This is a genomic window from Phytohabitans maris (assembly GCF_031085175.1).
GTDB classification, from domain to species: domain Bacteria; phylum Actinomycetota; class Actinomycetes; order Mycobacteriales; family Micromonosporaceae; genus Phytohabitans; species Phytohabitans maris.
Map to the genome: position 1 here is coordinate 176,585 of NZ_JAVHUY010000001.1, position 16,115 is coordinate 192,699.

Below are 16,115 nucleotides of genomic sequence, written 5' to 3' on the forward strand. Positions count from 1 at the left end.
TCGTCAACTCCGCCGGCTCGGTCGTTGCGACCGGACCAAGTAGATCTAGAACATCTAGGGATGATATAGCGCCCTAAGTGTTCTAGATCCACATTCATACCAAATACCACGATTTACTCAGAGCCATCCGGCGTCGACGTCCCGGCCCCGGCGCGGGCCGCGCACGCGGCCGGCGGTAGAAGGGGTGACCGCGACCAGGCGCGAAGGGCGAGGCCGCGGGAGCGACGGTCTGGACCACCGCGGACGTCGCGGCAGCTCACATCTCTTTCATGAGTGTCGGCCGCCTGGTCGTGGCCGTTCACCCGGGCGGGTGCGGCGGCTTGTCGGGCCCGCTCGGTAGGGTGGGCGGCGCGATGGAGGAGAAGCGGGCAAGCCGGACCGCGTTCGGGCTCGACGTCTTCGGGCTCGACGATCGGATGCGGCTGTTCGGATACGTGACGGCCGACAACCGGCTGGCGTACCTGTGGGTGCTGCGCGCCTTCGACGCGGCCCGTGCCAATTACCACGTGCTCCTGCACACCTCCGACGTCGCGGCGGCGCTCGCCGGCCTGCACGGCGCGCACGAGGACTGCCCGGACCCGGACGACCTGGAGCTGCCCCGGCTGCTCGACGCGCTGGTCGATTGGGGCGTGCTCGACCGCGGCCAGGACGGCACCCGCGCCACCACGCTCGCGGAGTACCGCAACCGGCACTCGGTGTACCAGTTCACCGAGGCCGGCTTCCGGGCGCACCGGGCGGTCGAGAGCGTGCTCACCGCGACGATGGACGACACGACACTGTCCCGCCTGGTCTTCGCCGACCTGCTGGCCGACCTCGCGGCGCTCGCCTCGGCCAACGCGGCGGGCGACGCGGAGGAGGTCTACCGCAAGCTCAACCGGCTCGACCGGGCGCTGGCCGACATCGCCGAGCGGGCCGCGCGGTTCTACCACATGCTCGGTGACCTGAGCCGCACCAACGACGCCCGTCCGGAGACGTTCCTGGCGCACAAGGACGCCCTGCTGGCCCATTTGCGCGACTTCCACGACGAGCTCCAGCGATACACGCCCCGGCTGCGCGAAGCCGTGTACGCGGTCGAGGAGACCGGGCTGGAGCGCATGATCGAGGCGGCGGCCGAGGTGGACGAGCGGATCTTCCGCACCCCGGCGGAGCGCCTGGCCGACTGGCGGCGCCGCTGGGACGGGCTGCGGTCCTGGCTGGCGCCGCCCGGCAGCGACCAGCTCAGCGAGGCAGACCGGCTTGCCGACGCGACTATCTCCGCCATCGGCGACGTGCTGGCGCTGCTGCGCCGGGTGACCGAGGCGCGCCGGGGCGGCGTGAGCCGGGAGTCGCAGCTGCGGCACCTGGCCGCCTGGTTCACCGCGGCGGGCAGCCAGGAGGCGGCGCACGCGCTCTTCGACGCGGCGTTCGGGCTGGGCGGTCCGCGGCACGTCGGCGTGGCGCACAGCGATCCGGAGGCGATCCCGACCCGCCACTCGTGGTGGGAGGCGCCCGCGGTGGAGCTGTCCCGCACGCTTGTCGAGGCTGGCCGCGCGCCCGGCCAGGGCAACGGCCGCCCGGCGCGGGTGGAGCGGGCACCCGAGTCGCGGGCCCGGCTGCGCGAGGCACAGCTCGCGCAGGAGCGGCGTTCGGCGCAGGCGGCCGCCGGGCTGGTGGAGCTGGCGCTGGGCGCGGAGCCGCTCGATGAGCCGCAGACCGCGGTGCTGCTCAGGATGCTCGACATCGCCCTGGCGGCGCGAGTCCCCGGGCGCGCCGGGGTCGCGCTGGCCGCCGCCGCGTACGGCATCCGGCTCACCCTCACCCCGGCCGCCGGCCGGTATACCGCGGTGCCGACCGCCGGCGGGACGCTGTACCTCGACGGCTTCACCCTCTCGGTCGACCCCGCCGGCCACACCGCCGCCCGGCAGCGGGAGCTGGTCGCGGTATGAGCGAGGGCCGGTTCGCCCGGGACATCTCCGACCTGGAGCTCGGCGACTACCAGCGCGCCGTGCGCCTCGTCCTGCGCCACCCGCTGATCACCGCGACCTGGCCCGACGAGAAGGCCCTTTCCCGGGTACGCCGGTTCGGCGCCACGCTCCGGCAGGACCTCGCCGACGCGTTCGGGTACCGGCTGGAGCTGCACGGCTCGACGGCCCGGCTGGTGCGCGCCAAGGACCAGCTCGACGCCACCCAGCCCGCGGTCTCCCGCACCGACCGCCCGTTCGACCGCCAGCGGTACGCCTATCTCGCGCTCTGCCTGGCCGTGCTCGGCCGGGCCGGCGTGCAGATCGCGCTGAGCGAGCTGGCCGAGTCGGTCGCCGCCGACGCCGGCCGGATCGCCGGGCTGGGCCTGGACCCGGACCGGGGCGCTGACCGGCGAGCGTTCGTCGACGCGGTCGGCTGGCTGGAGGACCGGGGCGCGCTCCGCCTCGCCGACGGCTCCACCGCCGCGTGGGCCAGCGATCCGGGAGCCGGCGAGGCGTTGTACGACGTTTCGCGGGACGTGGTGTTCGCGCTCTTCCGGCCGAGCCGCGTGCTGCAGCACCTCGACTCGGTCTCCGCGCTGCTGTCCCGCTCGATCGCCAACAGCGGAAACGCCGAGCGCCGCGCCGCCGCGCAGGCCGCCCGCCGCGCCGTGGTGGAGCGCCCCGTCGTCTATTACTCCGATGTGGACGATGCGGCCGCCAACCACCTGCGCGGCTCGGTGCTCGCCGCCGACCTGCAGCGCCTGACCGGGCTCAGGGTGGAGCGGCGCGCCGAGGGGGTACTGCTCGTCGACACCGCCAACCTCTCCACCGAGCGGTTTCCCGGCACCGGCTCGGTGGCCCAGGCGGCCGTGCTGCTCGCGACCGAGATGGCCGACCGGGTGGCCGACCCGGACGGCCGCCGGGTCAAGCGGATGACCCCGCCGGACCCGCGCGACCGGCACCAGGCGGTGATCGCCGAGATCGACGCGGGACTGCCGACCGCCACGCTCGTCGCGATCGAAGAGAGCCGGCCGCCGGCCGTGGCGGAGCCGGACGAGGGCGACGGCGACCCGGTCAAGCTGCCGTTCGTCACCGACAGCTTCCTGCGTACCGCCGTCGAGGAGCTCCTGCGCCGGTACGCCTCCGCGTTCGGTGCGCAGTGGCACGCCGACCCGGAGCGGCTGCGCGTCGAGGCGGTCGCGCTGCTGGCCCGCTTCGGCGCGGTGATCGTGGTGCCGGGTGGCGTCCTGGTCCGCCCCCTGGTCGGGCGTTACCGCAACACCGTGGCGACGGTTCGAAAACGGACGCTCGTTTGACTGAGGAGCCCATGCCTGACGGACGCTTCGCGCCCACCCGCGCCGGCATCATCAACCTCTGGGACTACCGCGACGAGGAGTTCCTCTTCGCCGGCGGCTGGCTGGTGCTGCGCGGGCCGAACGGCTCCGGAAAGACCAAGGCGCTGGAAGTCCTGTTCCCGTTCCTGCTCGACGGGCGGATCGAGCCGCGCCGGCTCAACCCGTTCGCCAGCGAAGACCGCACGATGAAGTCCAACCTGCTCTACCGCGGCCAGGACGTCGCCCACTCGTACGTCTGGATGGAGTTCGGCCGTGCCGGCCAGTACGTCACGATCGGCATCGGCCTGCGCGCGCACCGGCACGTCGACCGGGTCACCCGCTGGCACTTCGTCACCGAGGGGCGGGTCGGCGAAGACTTCTCCCTGCTCGACGCGGACGACCGGCCGCTGAGCCGGCGAGACCTGATCGCCCAGCTCGGCGCCGACGCGGTGCGCGACTCGCCCGAGGAGTACCGCCACCTGGTCGACGCCCGGCTCTTCGGACTCGGGCCGGCCCGGTACGAGCAGATGCTCGACCTCGTGCTGACGCTGCGCAAACCCCAGCTCGCCAAGGACCTCAACCCGGTCGAGCTCTCCCGTACGCTGCAGCGCGGCCTCCGGCCGGTCGACGACCACCTGCTGGTGGAGGCGGCCGCCTCCTTCGACGACATGGAGGCGGTGGCGCGCACCCTGGAAGGGCTCGTCGCCGCCGACGCCGCGACCGCCGCGTTCCTCGCGGTCTACTCGACGTACCTGCGGACGCACGCGCGAGCGGCCGCGGACGCGCTGAGCACGAGGCGCGCCACGGCGGACGAGCGCCGCGCGGCCTTGGCAGCCGCCCGGGAGGCGCTCGCCGGAGCCACCACCGCCGAGGAGGCGGCCACCAACCGGCTCCACTTCGTCGACGGTGCGCCCGGCCGGCTCCGCGCCCACCTGGACAGCCTGAAGAGCTCGGCCGCGTACCGGTCGCACGAGCAGCTCGCCGACCTCGAGCGGCACGTCCACGACCTCTCCGCCGCAGTGGAGCGTTCGACCGCGGTCACGCGGACCGAGCGGACCGCGGTCGCACGGCGGCGCGACGAGTGGGACCGCGCCGCGGCGGCCGCCCGCGACGCCCGGGCGGCGGTCGAACGGCTCGCCGCCGACCTGCTGCTGGACGCCGAGGCGGCCGGCATTCCCTGGTCCGCCGAAGACGCTCGCGGCGACGGCCTCGCCACCCGGATCAGCGCCCGGGTCACCGCCCGGCGCGACGACGTACGGGCGGTGCGCGAGCACGCGGCCCGGCTCGCCCAGGCCGAGCGCGAGCACGTGCGCGCCGCCCAGGACGCGGCCGCCGCCGCGGCCGCGGCCGAGGAGGCCGAGCGGGCCGAGCGGCGTGCCGAAGCCGCCGCCGGCGAGGCCCGCCGCCAGGTCGGCGCCGATCTGGACCGGTGGGAACGGCGGCACGCCGACCTGCTGGCCGCGATCGCCCTGCCCGAGCTGGCGCCGGCGTTGCGCGCCGCCGTCGACCAGGCCGGCGAGGCCGGTGCCCAGACCCTCAAGGAGGGGTACGCCGAGGCGACCACGCCGGCCGTCGCCACCCGGCGCGACACGCTCGCCACGCTGCGGTCGCGCCGCTCGTCGCTGCGGGATCGGCGGGCCGAGGTCGCGGCGGAACGCGCCCGGATCGCCGCCGAGCACGACGACGCCCCGCCCGCCGCGCTCACCCGGCCGGCGTCGCGTGACGGCCGGGCCGGGGCCCCGCTGTGGCGGCTGGTCCGGTTCGCCGAGGAGGTGAACGACCCGGAGGCGGCCGCGATCGAGGCGGCGTTGCAGGCCGCCGGGCTGCTGGACGCCTGGGTACACCCCACGACGCCGGCCACCGCGACCGCCCTGGCCGCCGGCGAGCAGGACGGCTACCTCGTCGCGCTGCCGGAGAGCCGCCGACCCGCGGGGCCGATCCTCGCCGACGTGCTGCTGCCCGAGGAGCAGGACGGGGTACCGGCCGGACAGATCCGCGCGGTGCTGGCATCGATCGCGCTGGCCGACACGGTCACACCGGACGCGCCGGCACCCACGACGATCGGCCGCTCCGGCCAGTACGCCCAGGACGTCACGCTCGGCGCGTACGGCAAGGCGGCACCGGAGTACATCGGCGCGACCGCGCGGGCCGCCCGCCGCGCCGTCCGGATCGCCGAGTGCGACCGCACACTGTCCACACTCGACGCCGAAATCGCCGGAGTGGAGCGGGAGCGCGCGGCGATCGAAGAGGTGCTGGCCGCGGTCGAGGCAGCCGCCGCTGACCTGCCGTCTCTGGCCCCGATCCACACCGCGCTGCGCGAGCTGGACCGGGCCGCCGTGACCCTGCGCACCCACCAGCAGGCCGCGGCCGCCGCCGCCCAACGCCTCGACCAGGCGCTCGCCGAGCAGGCCGCCGCCGGCGCCGCGCTGCGTCGGGTCACCGCCGACCGCTCGCTCCCGGCCGACCGGGTCGACGAGGTCGCCGACGCCACGGCCCGGTTTGAAAACCAGGGCGTACGCCTCGACACCGCCGGTCCGGCCGCGACCCGGGCCGCGGACGCCGCGCGGGAGGCGGAGGGGCGGCACGCCGAGGCGCACGACCGGCTGGTCGAGGCGCAGGCCGCACAGCACGAGGCGACCCTCCGGTACGAGGAGAAGGACCAGGCGTACCAGACGTTGCGCGCCGCCATCGGGGCCGAGGCCGAGCAGGTCCTGGCCGACGTGGCACGGGTGGAGGGGGAGGTTACCGCGGCCGAGACGGCGCTGGCCGACGCGCGCGAGGAGGTAGCCGCCGCCCGGGAGCGGTGCGCCGGCGCCCGTGCCCGGGTCGAGCTGAGCGAGCAGTCGCTGGCCGACGCCGGGAAGGAGGCGCACCACGAGGCGCTGCGGCTGCGCCCGTTCTCCCACGCCGACCTGCTGGGCCTGCTGCGCTGCCCGACCGACCTGCGCTGGCCGGGGCACGGCGACGCGACCGACGCCGCCCTCGACCCGCAGGTGGTGGCGCTGCACGACGCGATCCTCGCCGCCACCCGGGAGCTGAGCCCGACGGAGACCTCGCTCAAGCAGAGCGCGACCCGGCTGACCTCCGCGCTCACCGAGCTACAGGCGCAGCTGCCCGCGTCCGGCCTCGACCACCGGCCGGAGTGGGACACCGACGACGGCGTGATCGTCGTACGGGTCGCCGACGAGCAAGGGCTCAGTCCGGTCGCCCGGTTTGCCGAGCGGATCGCTCGCGAGCGGGCCGACCAGGAACAGCTGCTCACCGACGCCGAGCAGCGGATCCTCGAGGACGCGCTGCTGGGCCAGCTCGCCCGGCAGATCCACCGCCGTACCATCGAGGCCCGCGACCTGGTCGAGAGCATGGACGCGCAGATGCGGGCCCGGCGCATGTCGTCCGGAATGACGGTCGGCGTGGGCTGGCGGCTCTCCGACGACCTCGACCCGGAGCAGCGCGAGGTCTGCAAGCTGCTGGAGCGCGATCCGGCCCGCCTGGGGCCCGCCCAGCTCACCACCCTCCGCCGGCACTTCGCCACCCGGATCAAGGCGGCCCGCGCGACCGCGCCCGAGCAGCCGTACCGGGACCTGCTGGCCGACGTCCTCGACTACCGGCGGTGGCGGGTATTCGCGTTCACGCTGCACCGCCCCGGCGGCGGCACCGAGGCACTCACCCGCGCCCGGCACAGCCAGCTCTCCGGCGGCGAGCAGTCGGTCTCCCTGCACCTGCCGCTCTTCGCGGCCGCGAACGCCCTGTTCGGCTCCGCCCGCCCGGACGCGCCCCGGCTGCTCGGGCTGGACGAGGCGTTCGCCGGCGTCGACGACAACGGGCGCGGCGAGCTGATGTCGCTGGCCAGGCAGTTCGACCTGGACCTGTTCATGACCGGGTACGACCTCTGGGCCGCCCACCCGGCGGTGCGCGCTGCCGCCCACTACGACCTGTCACACTCCGCGGTCGAGCACACGGTCTCCACCGTCCTGCTGGTCTGGGACGGCTCCGCGAACGTGGCCGACTTCGACGGAAGCCTCGCCCGCGCCCTCGGCTCGCCCGAGACCCGTCGCGCACCCGCCGTTTCCGTCGTTTCCGGACCCGGGGCCGTTGATGGGGGCGCGCCCGCACAGCTTGCCCTCGACGGCATGGACGAATGAGCGGGCCGCCTGAGGACCCCGGGTGGGTGCGGCTGCTCGCGGCGGCCCGGCGCAGCCTGGAACGCAGCGGCGGCTCGCTCGACGGCAGCATCTCCGTGACCGCGCCCACCGAAGCCGAGCGCCTGGTGGTCATCGGTGTCACCGGCGCGCACCGGTCGGCGACCGCGCAGCGGCTGACCGTCTCTTTGGCGGAGCTCGACGCCTTCCTCCGGGCCGCACACGGCGCCAGCCTCGCCGACGTCCTCTCCGTGACCAAGCCCTTGCGCAACCGGCCGGGCGAGCTCAAACAGGAGGCCGTCGCCCGGGACGCGCTGCTCTCCATCGCCCGCGAGGGGCGCCACGGCACCGCCGGCTGGTACGAGGAGTGGCTGGAGGGGATGCGCCGCGACGGCACGCTGACCCGCGTGATCCGCACCGGACTCCCGTTCACGGAGGTCGTCAGGGTCTTGGACGCGCTGCCGGCGGCCGACGAGCCGATGCCCGTCTTCGCCGAACGGGTCCTCGACGACACGAAGGCCCTTGCCGACGGCGCGGTGCGCGGCCTCGTACTGCGCGCGCTGGCCGCCTGGCAGGAGGTCGCCGCGCCGGCCAACACCGAACAGGAGCGGGCGCTCTGGGAGTCGGTGGGCGTGGTGCCGGACGACCTCGCCAGCCAGGTCCTCGTGCTCAACCTGCCCGCCTCGGGTGGCCTGGTGGGCAGCTGGCTCGGCCAGGCAAGGCAGGCCGGCGTACCCATGCGCCTCACCCTCCACCAGCTCCGCCTCGGGCCCCTGCGGCTGGAGTGCGACGAGATCTTCGTCTGCGAAAACCCGGCGGTGCTGCGCGCCGCCGCCGCGCGGTTCGGCCCGGGGGCGAGGCCGCTGGCCTGCACCGAGGGCACGCCTTCGGCCGCCGCGCACCAGCTCCTGCGGTATGCGGCGGACGCGACGATCAGGTGGCGCAACGACTTCGACTGGGTCGGCCTCCGCCTGACCGCCGCCGCGCTGGCCCGCTACCCGAACGCCGTGCCGTGGCGCATGACCGGCGACGACTACCTGCGGGCCGCCGGATCTGGGCCGGCGTTGCTCGGCACCCGGGCGGAGAGCCCATGGGACCCGACGCTCGCGGACGCGCTGAGCCGCGTTGGGCGCGCCGTGATGGAGGAACGCCTGCTCGACGACCTCCTGAGCGATCTCGCACGCCCCCGCCCGTAAAGCCGTGCCCCCATCCGTCATGTGTCGGTCGCACAGACTCACCGCCAGGACATGCTGGACCGGCAGCTGCTACGCGACCTGCTCCGCCGTACGTCCGCGGTCCCGACGCTCGCCGGCGACGGCGTGCTGCCCGCACCGGAGCTGGCCGCCGGGGACCAGTCCGTCGAACCTCGGGTTCGTCCGCGGGCCCCGTCGCGACCGGCTGAGCGCCGCACCGGGTAGCCTGCCGGCGATGCAGCCCCGCTTCGAAGCTGGAGCGTCGGGTGGTGACCGCCGCCGAGCAGGCGCTGACGCGCCAGCGTTACGTGAGTTGGCCGAGCAGATCGGCCGGCTGCTCCCGGGCCGCCCACCGCAGCGGGCGGCGGCGATCAGCCGACACACCGGTACCCGCGGCAGCGGCCGGGTGGGGCGCAGCGCCGCCGGTCGGGCGCTCGACCCAGACGCCGTGACCCCGGGCTGTGATCGCCTCGGTGCGGCATGAGGACCGCGTTGCCGATGGCCGGCGTGCCGCGGGAGCGGGCCCGGGAGCGGGCCCGCAACGACATCGACCGGATCCTCGAACGGTGGCGGCGGCCGCTGCTCACCTGATCGCGACGCCCTGCTCGCCGATGACGATCCAGCGTGAGCAGCCGCCGGCGAGCTCGCTGGCGGCTGGTGCGGTGGCCACTAACCTTTGACGGCCCGGGTGACCATGGGGCCGAAGGTCGCCGGTCACCCCGGTGAACGTTAGTGGCCATCGCACCAGGTAGAGGAGTAGGCGCGGCTCGATAGGAAATCGTGGCCCCCGCCCGAACCCGAACGCGCGTCTTGGCCGCGCCCGCGAGGCGCAGGTTACGCTGTGGCAGGCGTCGTCCACGCCACCGCGCCGGTCACTTCGGGAGGCTTCGATGCCGGACAATACGACGCCTATGGGCGAGCCCGACGAGACGTCGGATGATCGATCTGCGCCCGCTGACGACGCCGCACCGGACGTTCCCGTCTTCGCCAATCGAGCCGAGCGGCGCGCCAAGGGTAAGGGCAAGTCGTCGGCACAGTCGCAGCCGCACGGCAAGGGCCAGTACCCGGGCGGTCGTGGCCCGGTCCAGAGCCAGCGCCAATGGAGCAACCGCCGCACCGGCTGATGCCCGTTCGCAGGTCGGTCCCGCCCCGGCTGTCGCCGCAGCCTGGACCGCCCGGAGACAGCGCCAGGCCCGTGTCGATGGCGGGCCGGCCCGCACTCGGGCGCGCCTGGCACGCGTCGGGTGGACCTCTTGGAGTCTTACTCGAACCTGCCCGACCTCCGGCGAGAGCTGGAACATGTCCGTCTGGCACTAGGTCTTGACGGCTCGGAGGGTACGGGTCTCGACGGCCAGGTCACCAAGCTGCCCCCGGCATGAACGGCGTTCAGGCGGAGTTGTCCCTCAGGGCAGCTCCGCCTCGCCATACCCGGCTACGGCCAGCACCTAAGCAAGGAACAAGTACATATGGAACAGATCAACCAACCGAGAGGAGCCGCGAGGGACATCACCACGCATGACGAGCCGGTCATCTACGAGCGCGAAGCCGAGACACCTGTGCCCCTGACCTGCGCCGAGGCCGAGCAGCACAACCCGTACACGCTGCTGACCGAACTGCGCGACCACGCGTTGACCGTTACTACCGACGGCGAGCGACCCCAAGATTCCAGCCACCACCTGGCCGAGCTGGCGCTGTCCTCGGCCGTTGTCGCCTGGTGGTCTCGCTGGCAGCCGCTCTCCATGCACCGGGCCTTCGCAGCCGGTGCATCTCTCGCCGAGGTAGCTGCTGCCGCAGGCACTACTGAAGCCGAGGCGTACGACCGTTGGGAGCGTTGGGCCGAAAGGCAATCCAAGGTACGGATTGGCGGCAGGCTCAGCGTCGAGCCATCGGAGGTGGCGGCGATTCGGCGACGGCTGGCCTTCCCGCACCGTTAAGGCACCGGTTCGGCCTGCTTATCAGCGTCCGGTGACAGCTCGGCAATCACGAGCAGGTAATCCATCAGGAGATACGAGCCAGACTTGATGCCCTCATAGTCTACTTCTTTGCCGTCCCACTCCGCGCTTGTGTCCACCTCAATCGAACCCCAAAAGACACCGAGCTTCCGGACGATTTCCACGGCTGCGACCAACAAATCGGCACGCACGTCGAACGTGGGATCTATCAGAAGCTTCGGCAGTTCGTGGGCTATCTCCTGCCGGTGCTCCTGTATCTGCTCAAGCGTGGCCACCTGCTCCGCGGTGAGCGCACCCATCTCGACCAGCCAGGCACACGACGCACGGTACTTGCTCTTTGGACTGCGGAACAGCACGGTCTGCCGGTACCGCTCCTCGTCGTACACATGCTGCCCATCCTGGAAGCCTCGCCAGAAGAACTGATGCACCTTCTCGACAACTTCGGACTTAATCAACTCGTAGGCGGACAGGAAGCATCCGGCGCGCGTCAGCGTCAGCGTGACCGCCTCCGGGGATAGTTTGGCACGCAGCAGATCTTCAAACTCCTTTTCCACGCGCTCACTGTGACACAGGCAGCCAAACGTGTCCAGCCAGTATTCATTTCACCCAAAGAGAAAAGGTGCCTCCATGTGCCAATAAGGCCCATTGGAAACACCTCTCAAGACTCCACCTCGGAGCCTTCATCTATTCAATCACAACTAAATAGGAGAACCAAATGAATGGAACAACACAAGTCACACATCGGAGACTTATTACCGATGCGGGCCACCGCTCGCCCCGGCGAGCCGCAGTTCGTTCTCGTGCCACGACCGGCGGGAAGCCTGGCCTGCGGCGACCTGGCGCGGGAACCCGTGCTTGGTCCGGCCCGGATTACGGACGTCGGCCGAGCGGGACCGTACGTCCACCTCGCTTGGGCCGACGAGCGTGGTCCCAGCACAGCATCCGCACGCTATCCCGCCGACCAAGAGTTCGCGGTGCGCGCACCCCACCCGGTGGATCGGCTCAAGATCGAGCGGGCTATTGAACGCGCGACCTGGGCGAAGCGTGCTGTCCGGGGTGACGCGGCTCGACTCATCGCCGCGCACCTGAACCGCGGTCCGGGCACGGCGCTCGGCGGGTTCACTATGGATGGAGCCGTAACTGTCGCGCTGTATGACGAGCTGGAGCAGGTCGACGCCGAGCAACCCATTTACCGCCCTTGGGTGCAGGCTCTCGTGCGCTACTGCCTGGACCGGGACTACCAGGGTCCGCTCTCTGGCTGGGGACCGGCCATGCCCAGCGAGCAACCGCCAGCCGCTCAACGGCTCGCGCCAGCGCCACAACGCCGACGACGGACCGCCGTGGATCTCATGGCCAAGAAACTCATGCCCACGGAAACCGCCCGGCAGCTCATCGACGCGGCGTTCACGATGGGGCTCACGGCCAGCCGCAACGAGCTTGTCGCCGCCAAGGCCAGGTGGATCATTCGGCACTGCATCACAGGCGAGCCGTAATAAGGAGCTGCCCATCCCGTCTGCCGTCGGCACACCCACCGGGAAGACGGGTTCTTCCCCTCGGACAAGGGTGGGCCGTAGGCCCATCGCGTAGCGACGCCGAAGGCGCCCTTGGCTGAGGGGAAGGTTCCGTCTTGGCTTGCCTGGGCCGATGGCATGGGCGCAGCCATCCCGGAGCCGGAGGTTCCCGCCGGAGGCATGCTCTTGCAAACGCGGACCTGGCAGGAAGGGCCGCCAAGGCCCGACCGTTGCGCGCGGGAGCGTGCGGCCCGCACCACAGCGGACGCGCGTATATCTCGGACTCTTGCTCCCACCGAAGCGCTATATCGAACCGGAGTGCAGCAGCAAACGTAAACAGGAATCTATATATGCAAGGAGAAACATCACGACACGCGCAGGAAGCTCCAGGTGGTCATCCGCCGCTGGAGGGCGACGAGCGGGCCATTCAGCTCGGCATCGACGCCGCACGAGCGGAGGACCGTGAAGTAACCGACGCGGTTGCCCGCGCCATCGCCGTCCAACTACACGATGGGCAAGGATCGGCCCTTTACAGCCTCGCCAGTACCGGCGACCTCGAACACAAGCATCTGGACGCCGAGCTGCATGAGCTGTACCAGAGCCGCGATCCCCGCGTTCTGGAGTGGGCGAGCGTGCTCGGCACCTACGCCCTGCACCGGGAGCACAAGGGACCGGTAGAGGGCTGGTATCAGCTCTGGCCTGACCAGGTTCATACAGCGACGCACGCCGACGAGGACGGCGGCACCGAGATCGACGCGTACCCCTGGCGGGACGCTGCGCGCTGGCAGCCAGGCGGCGGGCCTGACGAGCTGGCCGACGAGGAAGGTGTGAGCAGCGCTGTCCTCAGCGAGCTGTTCGCCCGTGAACCAGATGCCACGCTCGGCGCAGCCGACGACATGGGCTGGTTCGGCCTCGTCCGCTACGGCAGCTCGCCAGGCGGCGCGGTCATCCAGATCAACCCGTACGGCAGGCGCTCGGCTTGGGTAACAGATTCAGACGACGAGCTGCTGGTTCGCTGGCACGACCTCCAGGAGGAACACGGGGCGTACCTGTACGCCCGGCAGGCTCGAAGCACGGAGCACCGCGGCGGTGCGACCTCGCCGCACATCTGGGTCGGCAGCCTGGCTGACTACGCGGCCGGGTACCTGCACGGCGCGTGGCTGGATGCCGCGCTCGATCCCGACGACCTGGCCAAGGCGGTGCAGTTCGTGCTGCGGAACTCGCACGAGCGCGACGGCGAGGAGTTCGGCATCTTCGACTACGAGGGCTTCGGCAGCGAGGTAACGAGCCTGCTCGGTGAGTACCCGAGCCTCAAGACCGTCTCGAAGATCGCCCAAGGCATCGCCGAGCACGGGCAAGCGTTCGCGGCTTGGGCGGCGTACGTCGGGCCGGAGCAGACTGAACAACTCGATCGCTTCGAGGATCACTACCTTGGCGAGTGGGACTCCATGCATGCATACGCCGAGCATCTGCTTGAGGAGTGCGAAGGCTACCGCGTCGTGGACGATGCGCCAGAGTGGTTACGGCCGTACCTCAAGGTTGATGTCGAAGGCTACTCACGAGACCTCGGCTACGACCTCCACGTGGTCGAGAGGCCGGAGGGCGGCGTGTGGGTGTTTGATCCACGGTGCTGAGAAGAGCACCTTGCTGCCGCACACCTACACGCAGTTTTCCTGATACCAATCGTCCATACCTTTGTTTATAACGTCTCCGTGCCACGCTTGTCGGTTTGCATTCCACGACAGAAGGGCCTTATTGTCGTCCTTCAGGTTGCCGTAGAACACATCTGAAACCATAATCGGACGGTCGTTCCACATTTCGCTCCCGTGAGCCGCAAGCTTTGCGGCCTGGTTCACGACGTCACCCATGTAGACGACCTCATTAATGCCGCTCCCTGAGAATCCAGCCTTGATGACCAAGGCGCGGCCGTACGACAGCCCGATGCCTACCGATATCGGCTCGTAGTCGTGCTTCTTCAGCTGATAGTTGAGCATCTTGATAGCTGAGTTCGCTGAATAGGCAGCTCTGAAGGTGGTGTCGATATCGGGCTTGTACGGCGTGTCGAACACTCCCCAGACGCCGTCACCCACGATATTGACTTCCTGGCATTTTGGGTTGCCATCCATGACAGCTACGATCTCCGAAATGTACGCTCGGTAGAGCTTCGCGAGCCGCGGTCGCTTGTACTTTTCGGGCAACTTCGACGACTTGCGGATGTCTACGAACATTGCTGAGCAGTTTGCATAGTAGCCGTTCTTGAAGGTCAGTCTGTCACGCGACGGCAGCGAGTCGACTTCCTCGTAGTTGACGTCGGCACCGTCAAGAATTTCCTTGATGCGGCCGTAGCTCGCAACGTGGTCGTAGTCAGTCCCCGTGCTCTTCACCAGTTCCACAACCTCTCAACAACAACCGCCGTGCCTGAGCTAAGCATCGCCAGACCGAGCAGCCGTATGGCGTACGAAACTCGCCGGAACTTCCTCCGCGCTACCAAACTGTTGGCCCAGATCTGATCTGCCAGGTGTCGTGGAAGTCCAGTCTCGTCAGCAAGTGAGAGCGGCCCAGTTGTCCACGAAGGCGTTGCGGTCATTGCCGTAGCGCCGGGCAACGTGATCGAAGTATATGAGCGAGCGGGCCTCGCCGGTTCTGAGCCGCGGAGCCAGTATCTGAAGCGTCAGTAGCGAACTAACACCGATGCAAACGATGGCAAGGGCCAGCAATACAGCACGAGTCGTATGAATCTTGAAATCTTCGAGTCGAGGGATCGCGTTGACGAGGAGGGCGCCAAGAACACCGCTCGCGGCCAGCACCGCGCCTGCCTTGGCGTCGGCGAACCGAATCCACTCGTTCACCTGCTGTAGCGACTTCCAACTCTCCTCGGCGCTCACGGCCGCCCACCGTACACCTGTACCAGTCTGCCGGATCGGACGCCACGTCACCTGTTCGGGTGTACTCGCCCGGTCGTACGGCGTAGCTTTACCGATTTAATCGATTCACAGATGCTGCCCAGCCTGCACGGAGAGGGTTATGTCGTACCAACGGTCTACCGTTGCCCGATCCTGATCTGGAGGAAGCGTGACCGATGTAGACCTGACCGCGTTGCTTGAGGACATCGACGGCGACGTGGCGACCGAGCTATCCAGTAAGCCTGACGTGATCGACAAGGGGCACGACCTCGACCTCGATGCGTTGCCCATCGCGGCCAGGAAGTGGCACAAGCTTCGGGACGCCGTGGCGGTGGTCGCAGACCTGAAGAGTTCCACCCAGCTCGGCCTCAACAAGCATGCGGCGTCGACCGCGAGCATCTACGAGGCGTCCACTGGCGGCGTCGTGCAGATATTTGACGAGTTCGACGCGGACTTCGTGGCCATCCAGGGCGACGGTGCGTTCGGGCTGTTCTGGGGTGACAAGCGGCGCGAGCGCGCGATCTGCGCGGGTATCACGATCAAGACCTTCAGCTCCAAACACCTCGTTCCCCGCCTGGAGAAGAAGTGGCCGGACCTTCCTGAGACTGGTTTCAAGGTGGGGATCGCCAACAGTCCGCTGCTCGTCAAGCGGGTCGGCGTACCGCGGACGGACCACCAGGAGCCGGTGTGGGCGGGCCGGGCCGTCAACTACGCGGCCAAGGCAGCACAACAGGCTGACCGCCACGAAATGATCGTGACGGGCGCCATCTGGGACTGGGCATCGGACAACGACTACCTTGCAGTCTCGTGCTCCTGCGCAGAGCCGAGTCCGACGATCTGGAAGGACGCCACGATCGACAAGATCCCCGACGACGACGGTGATCGCGAAGGAAAGCTGCTCGTCGTCGCATGGTGCAACGTCCACGGACCGGAGTACTGCACCGCGATTCTGGACGGAAAGAAGCGACGCTCCGACGTGACCAACCAGCGAACCGAGGCGCTCCAGGCCGAGATGAAGCGCTACATACGGCTCAAAGCCTCAAACACGCGACGTGATCGCTTGGCGCGGCTTCGAGGGCTGTAGGTACTACCCTGACGAGCCGACGATTACAGTCGGACGGAAGATTGCACCGATGGTTC

At 70.2% G+C, this 16,115-nt stretch carries 14 protein-coding genes; 10 read left to right on the forward strand and 4 right to left on the reverse strand.

Translation table 11 applies throughout. From position 1 onward, the window contains the following. Positions 1 to 269 precede the first annotated feature (269 nt). From RB614_RS00785 to RB614_RS00815, 7 genes are all read left to right on the forward strand, one after another. A complete protein-coding gene (locus RB614_RS00785) occupies positions 270 to 1,925 on the forward strand; it encodes a TIGR02677 family protein (protein WP_308710326.1) in 1,656 nt (551 codons plus the stop codon). After that, entirely contained in the window at positions 1,922 to 3,259 is a 1,338-nt protein-coding gene (locus RB614_RS00790; RefSeq protein ID WP_308710327.1) for a DUF2398 family protein, read from the forward strand. Before RB614_RS00785 ends, RB614_RS00790 begins: the two co-directional genes overlap by 4 nt. Before the next feature lie 11 nt (positions 3,260 to 3,270). Then, positions 3,271 to 7,419 (forward strand): TIGR02680 family protein, encoded by a 4,149-nt coding sequence (locus RB614_RS00795; RefSeq protein ID WP_308710328.1) that lies wholly within the window; start codon positions 3,271 to 3,273, stop codon positions 7,417 to 7,419. Continuing rightward, positions 7,416 to 8,612 (forward strand): TIGR02679 family protein, encoded by a 1,197-nt coding sequence (locus tag RB614_RS00800; protein ID WP_308710329.1) that lies wholly within the window; start codon positions 7,416 to 7,418, stop codon positions 8,610 to 8,612. The genes RB614_RS00795 and RB614_RS00800 overlap by 4 nt, the downstream gene beginning before the upstream one ends. A 21-nt stretch (positions 8,613 to 8,633) precedes the next feature. Further along, complete coding sequence (locus RB614_RS00805; protein WP_308710330.1) at positions 8,634 to 8,834, forward strand: hypothetical protein; 201 nt, start codon at positions 8,634 to 8,636, stop codon at positions 8,832 to 8,834. Between the two features lie 686 nt (positions 8,835 to 9,520). After that, positions 9,521 to 9,733: a hypothetical protein gene (locus RB614_RS00810; protein WP_308710331.1), complete on the forward strand. Its 213-nt coding sequence runs from the start codon at positions 9,521 to 9,523 to the stop codon at positions 9,731 to 9,733. Between the two features lie 342 nt (positions 9,734 to 10,075). Beyond that, positions 10,076 to 10,543, forward strand: coding sequence for a hypothetical protein (locus tag RB614_RS00815; RefSeq protein ID WP_308710332.1), 468 nt, complete (start codon positions 10,076 to 10,078; stop codon positions 10,541 to 10,543). Here RB614_RS00815 and RB614_RS00820 read toward each other — a convergent pair. After that, on the reverse strand, positions 10,540 to 11,115 hold the full coding sequence (locus tag RB614_RS00820) for a hypothetical protein (RefSeq protein WP_308710333.1): 576 nt from the start codon (positions 11,113 to 11,115) through the stop codon (positions 10,540 to 10,542). The two genes, RB614_RS00815 and RB614_RS00820, sit on opposite strands and share 4 nt — an antisense overlap. Before the next feature lie 165 nt (positions 11,116 to 11,280). Between RB614_RS00820 and RB614_RS00825 the strand changes: the two genes are divergently transcribed. Continuing rightward, on the forward strand, positions 11,281 to 12,054 hold the full coding sequence (locus RB614_RS00825) for a hypothetical protein (protein WP_308710334.1): 774 nt from the start codon (positions 11,281 to 11,283) through the stop codon (positions 12,052 to 12,054). Between the two features lie 368 nt (positions 12,055 to 12,422). Beyond that, complete coding sequence (locus RB614_RS00830; protein WP_308710335.1) at positions 12,423 to 13,706, forward strand: antirestriction protein ArdA; 1,284 nt, start codon at positions 12,423 to 12,425, stop codon at positions 13,704 to 13,706. A 24-nt stretch (positions 13,707 to 13,730) separates the two neighbouring features. Here the strand turns inward: RB614_RS00830 and RB614_RS00835 are convergent, their stop codons facing one another. Genes RB614_RS00835 through RB614_RS00840 form a run of 3 tightly spaced genes read right to left on the reverse strand, consistent with a single transcriptional unit; the run spans position 13,731 to position 14,957 of the window. After that, positions 13,731 to 14,465 carry an adenylate/guanylate cyclase domain-containing protein gene (locus tag RB614_RS00835; RefSeq protein ID WP_308710336.1) on the reverse strand — a complete coding sequence of 245 codons (735 nt, stop codon included), beginning with the start codon at positions 14,463 to 14,465 and terminating at the stop codon, positions 13,731 to 13,733. Next, positions 14,453 to 14,659: a Pycsar system effector family protein gene (locus RB614_RS44195; protein WP_428982887.1), complete on the reverse strand. Its 207-nt coding sequence runs from the start codon at positions 14,657 to 14,659 to the stop codon at positions 14,453 to 14,455. Before RB614_RS44195 ends, RB614_RS00835 begins: the two co-directional genes overlap by 13 nt. Then, positions 14,613 to 14,957 carry a Pycsar system effector family protein gene (locus RB614_RS00840; protein ID WP_308710337.1) on the reverse strand — a complete coding sequence of 115 codons (345 nt, stop codon included), beginning with the start codon at positions 14,955 to 14,957 and terminating at the stop codon, positions 14,613 to 14,615. Before RB614_RS00840 ends, RB614_RS44195 begins: the two co-directional genes overlap by 47 nt. 187 nt (positions 14,958 to 15,144) lie before the next feature. On the opposite strand from RB614_RS00840, the gene RB614_RS00845 reads away from it, so the two are divergent. Next, the gene (locus tag RB614_RS00845; protein ID WP_308710338.1) at positions 15,145 to 16,059 is read left to right on the forward strand and encodes a nucleotidyl cyclase domain-containing protein; all 915 of its coding nucleotides are present in this window, start codon (positions 15,145 to 15,147) and stop codon (positions 16,057 to 16,059) included. The last annotated feature ends 56 nt before the right edge of the window (positions 16,060 to 16,115 follow it).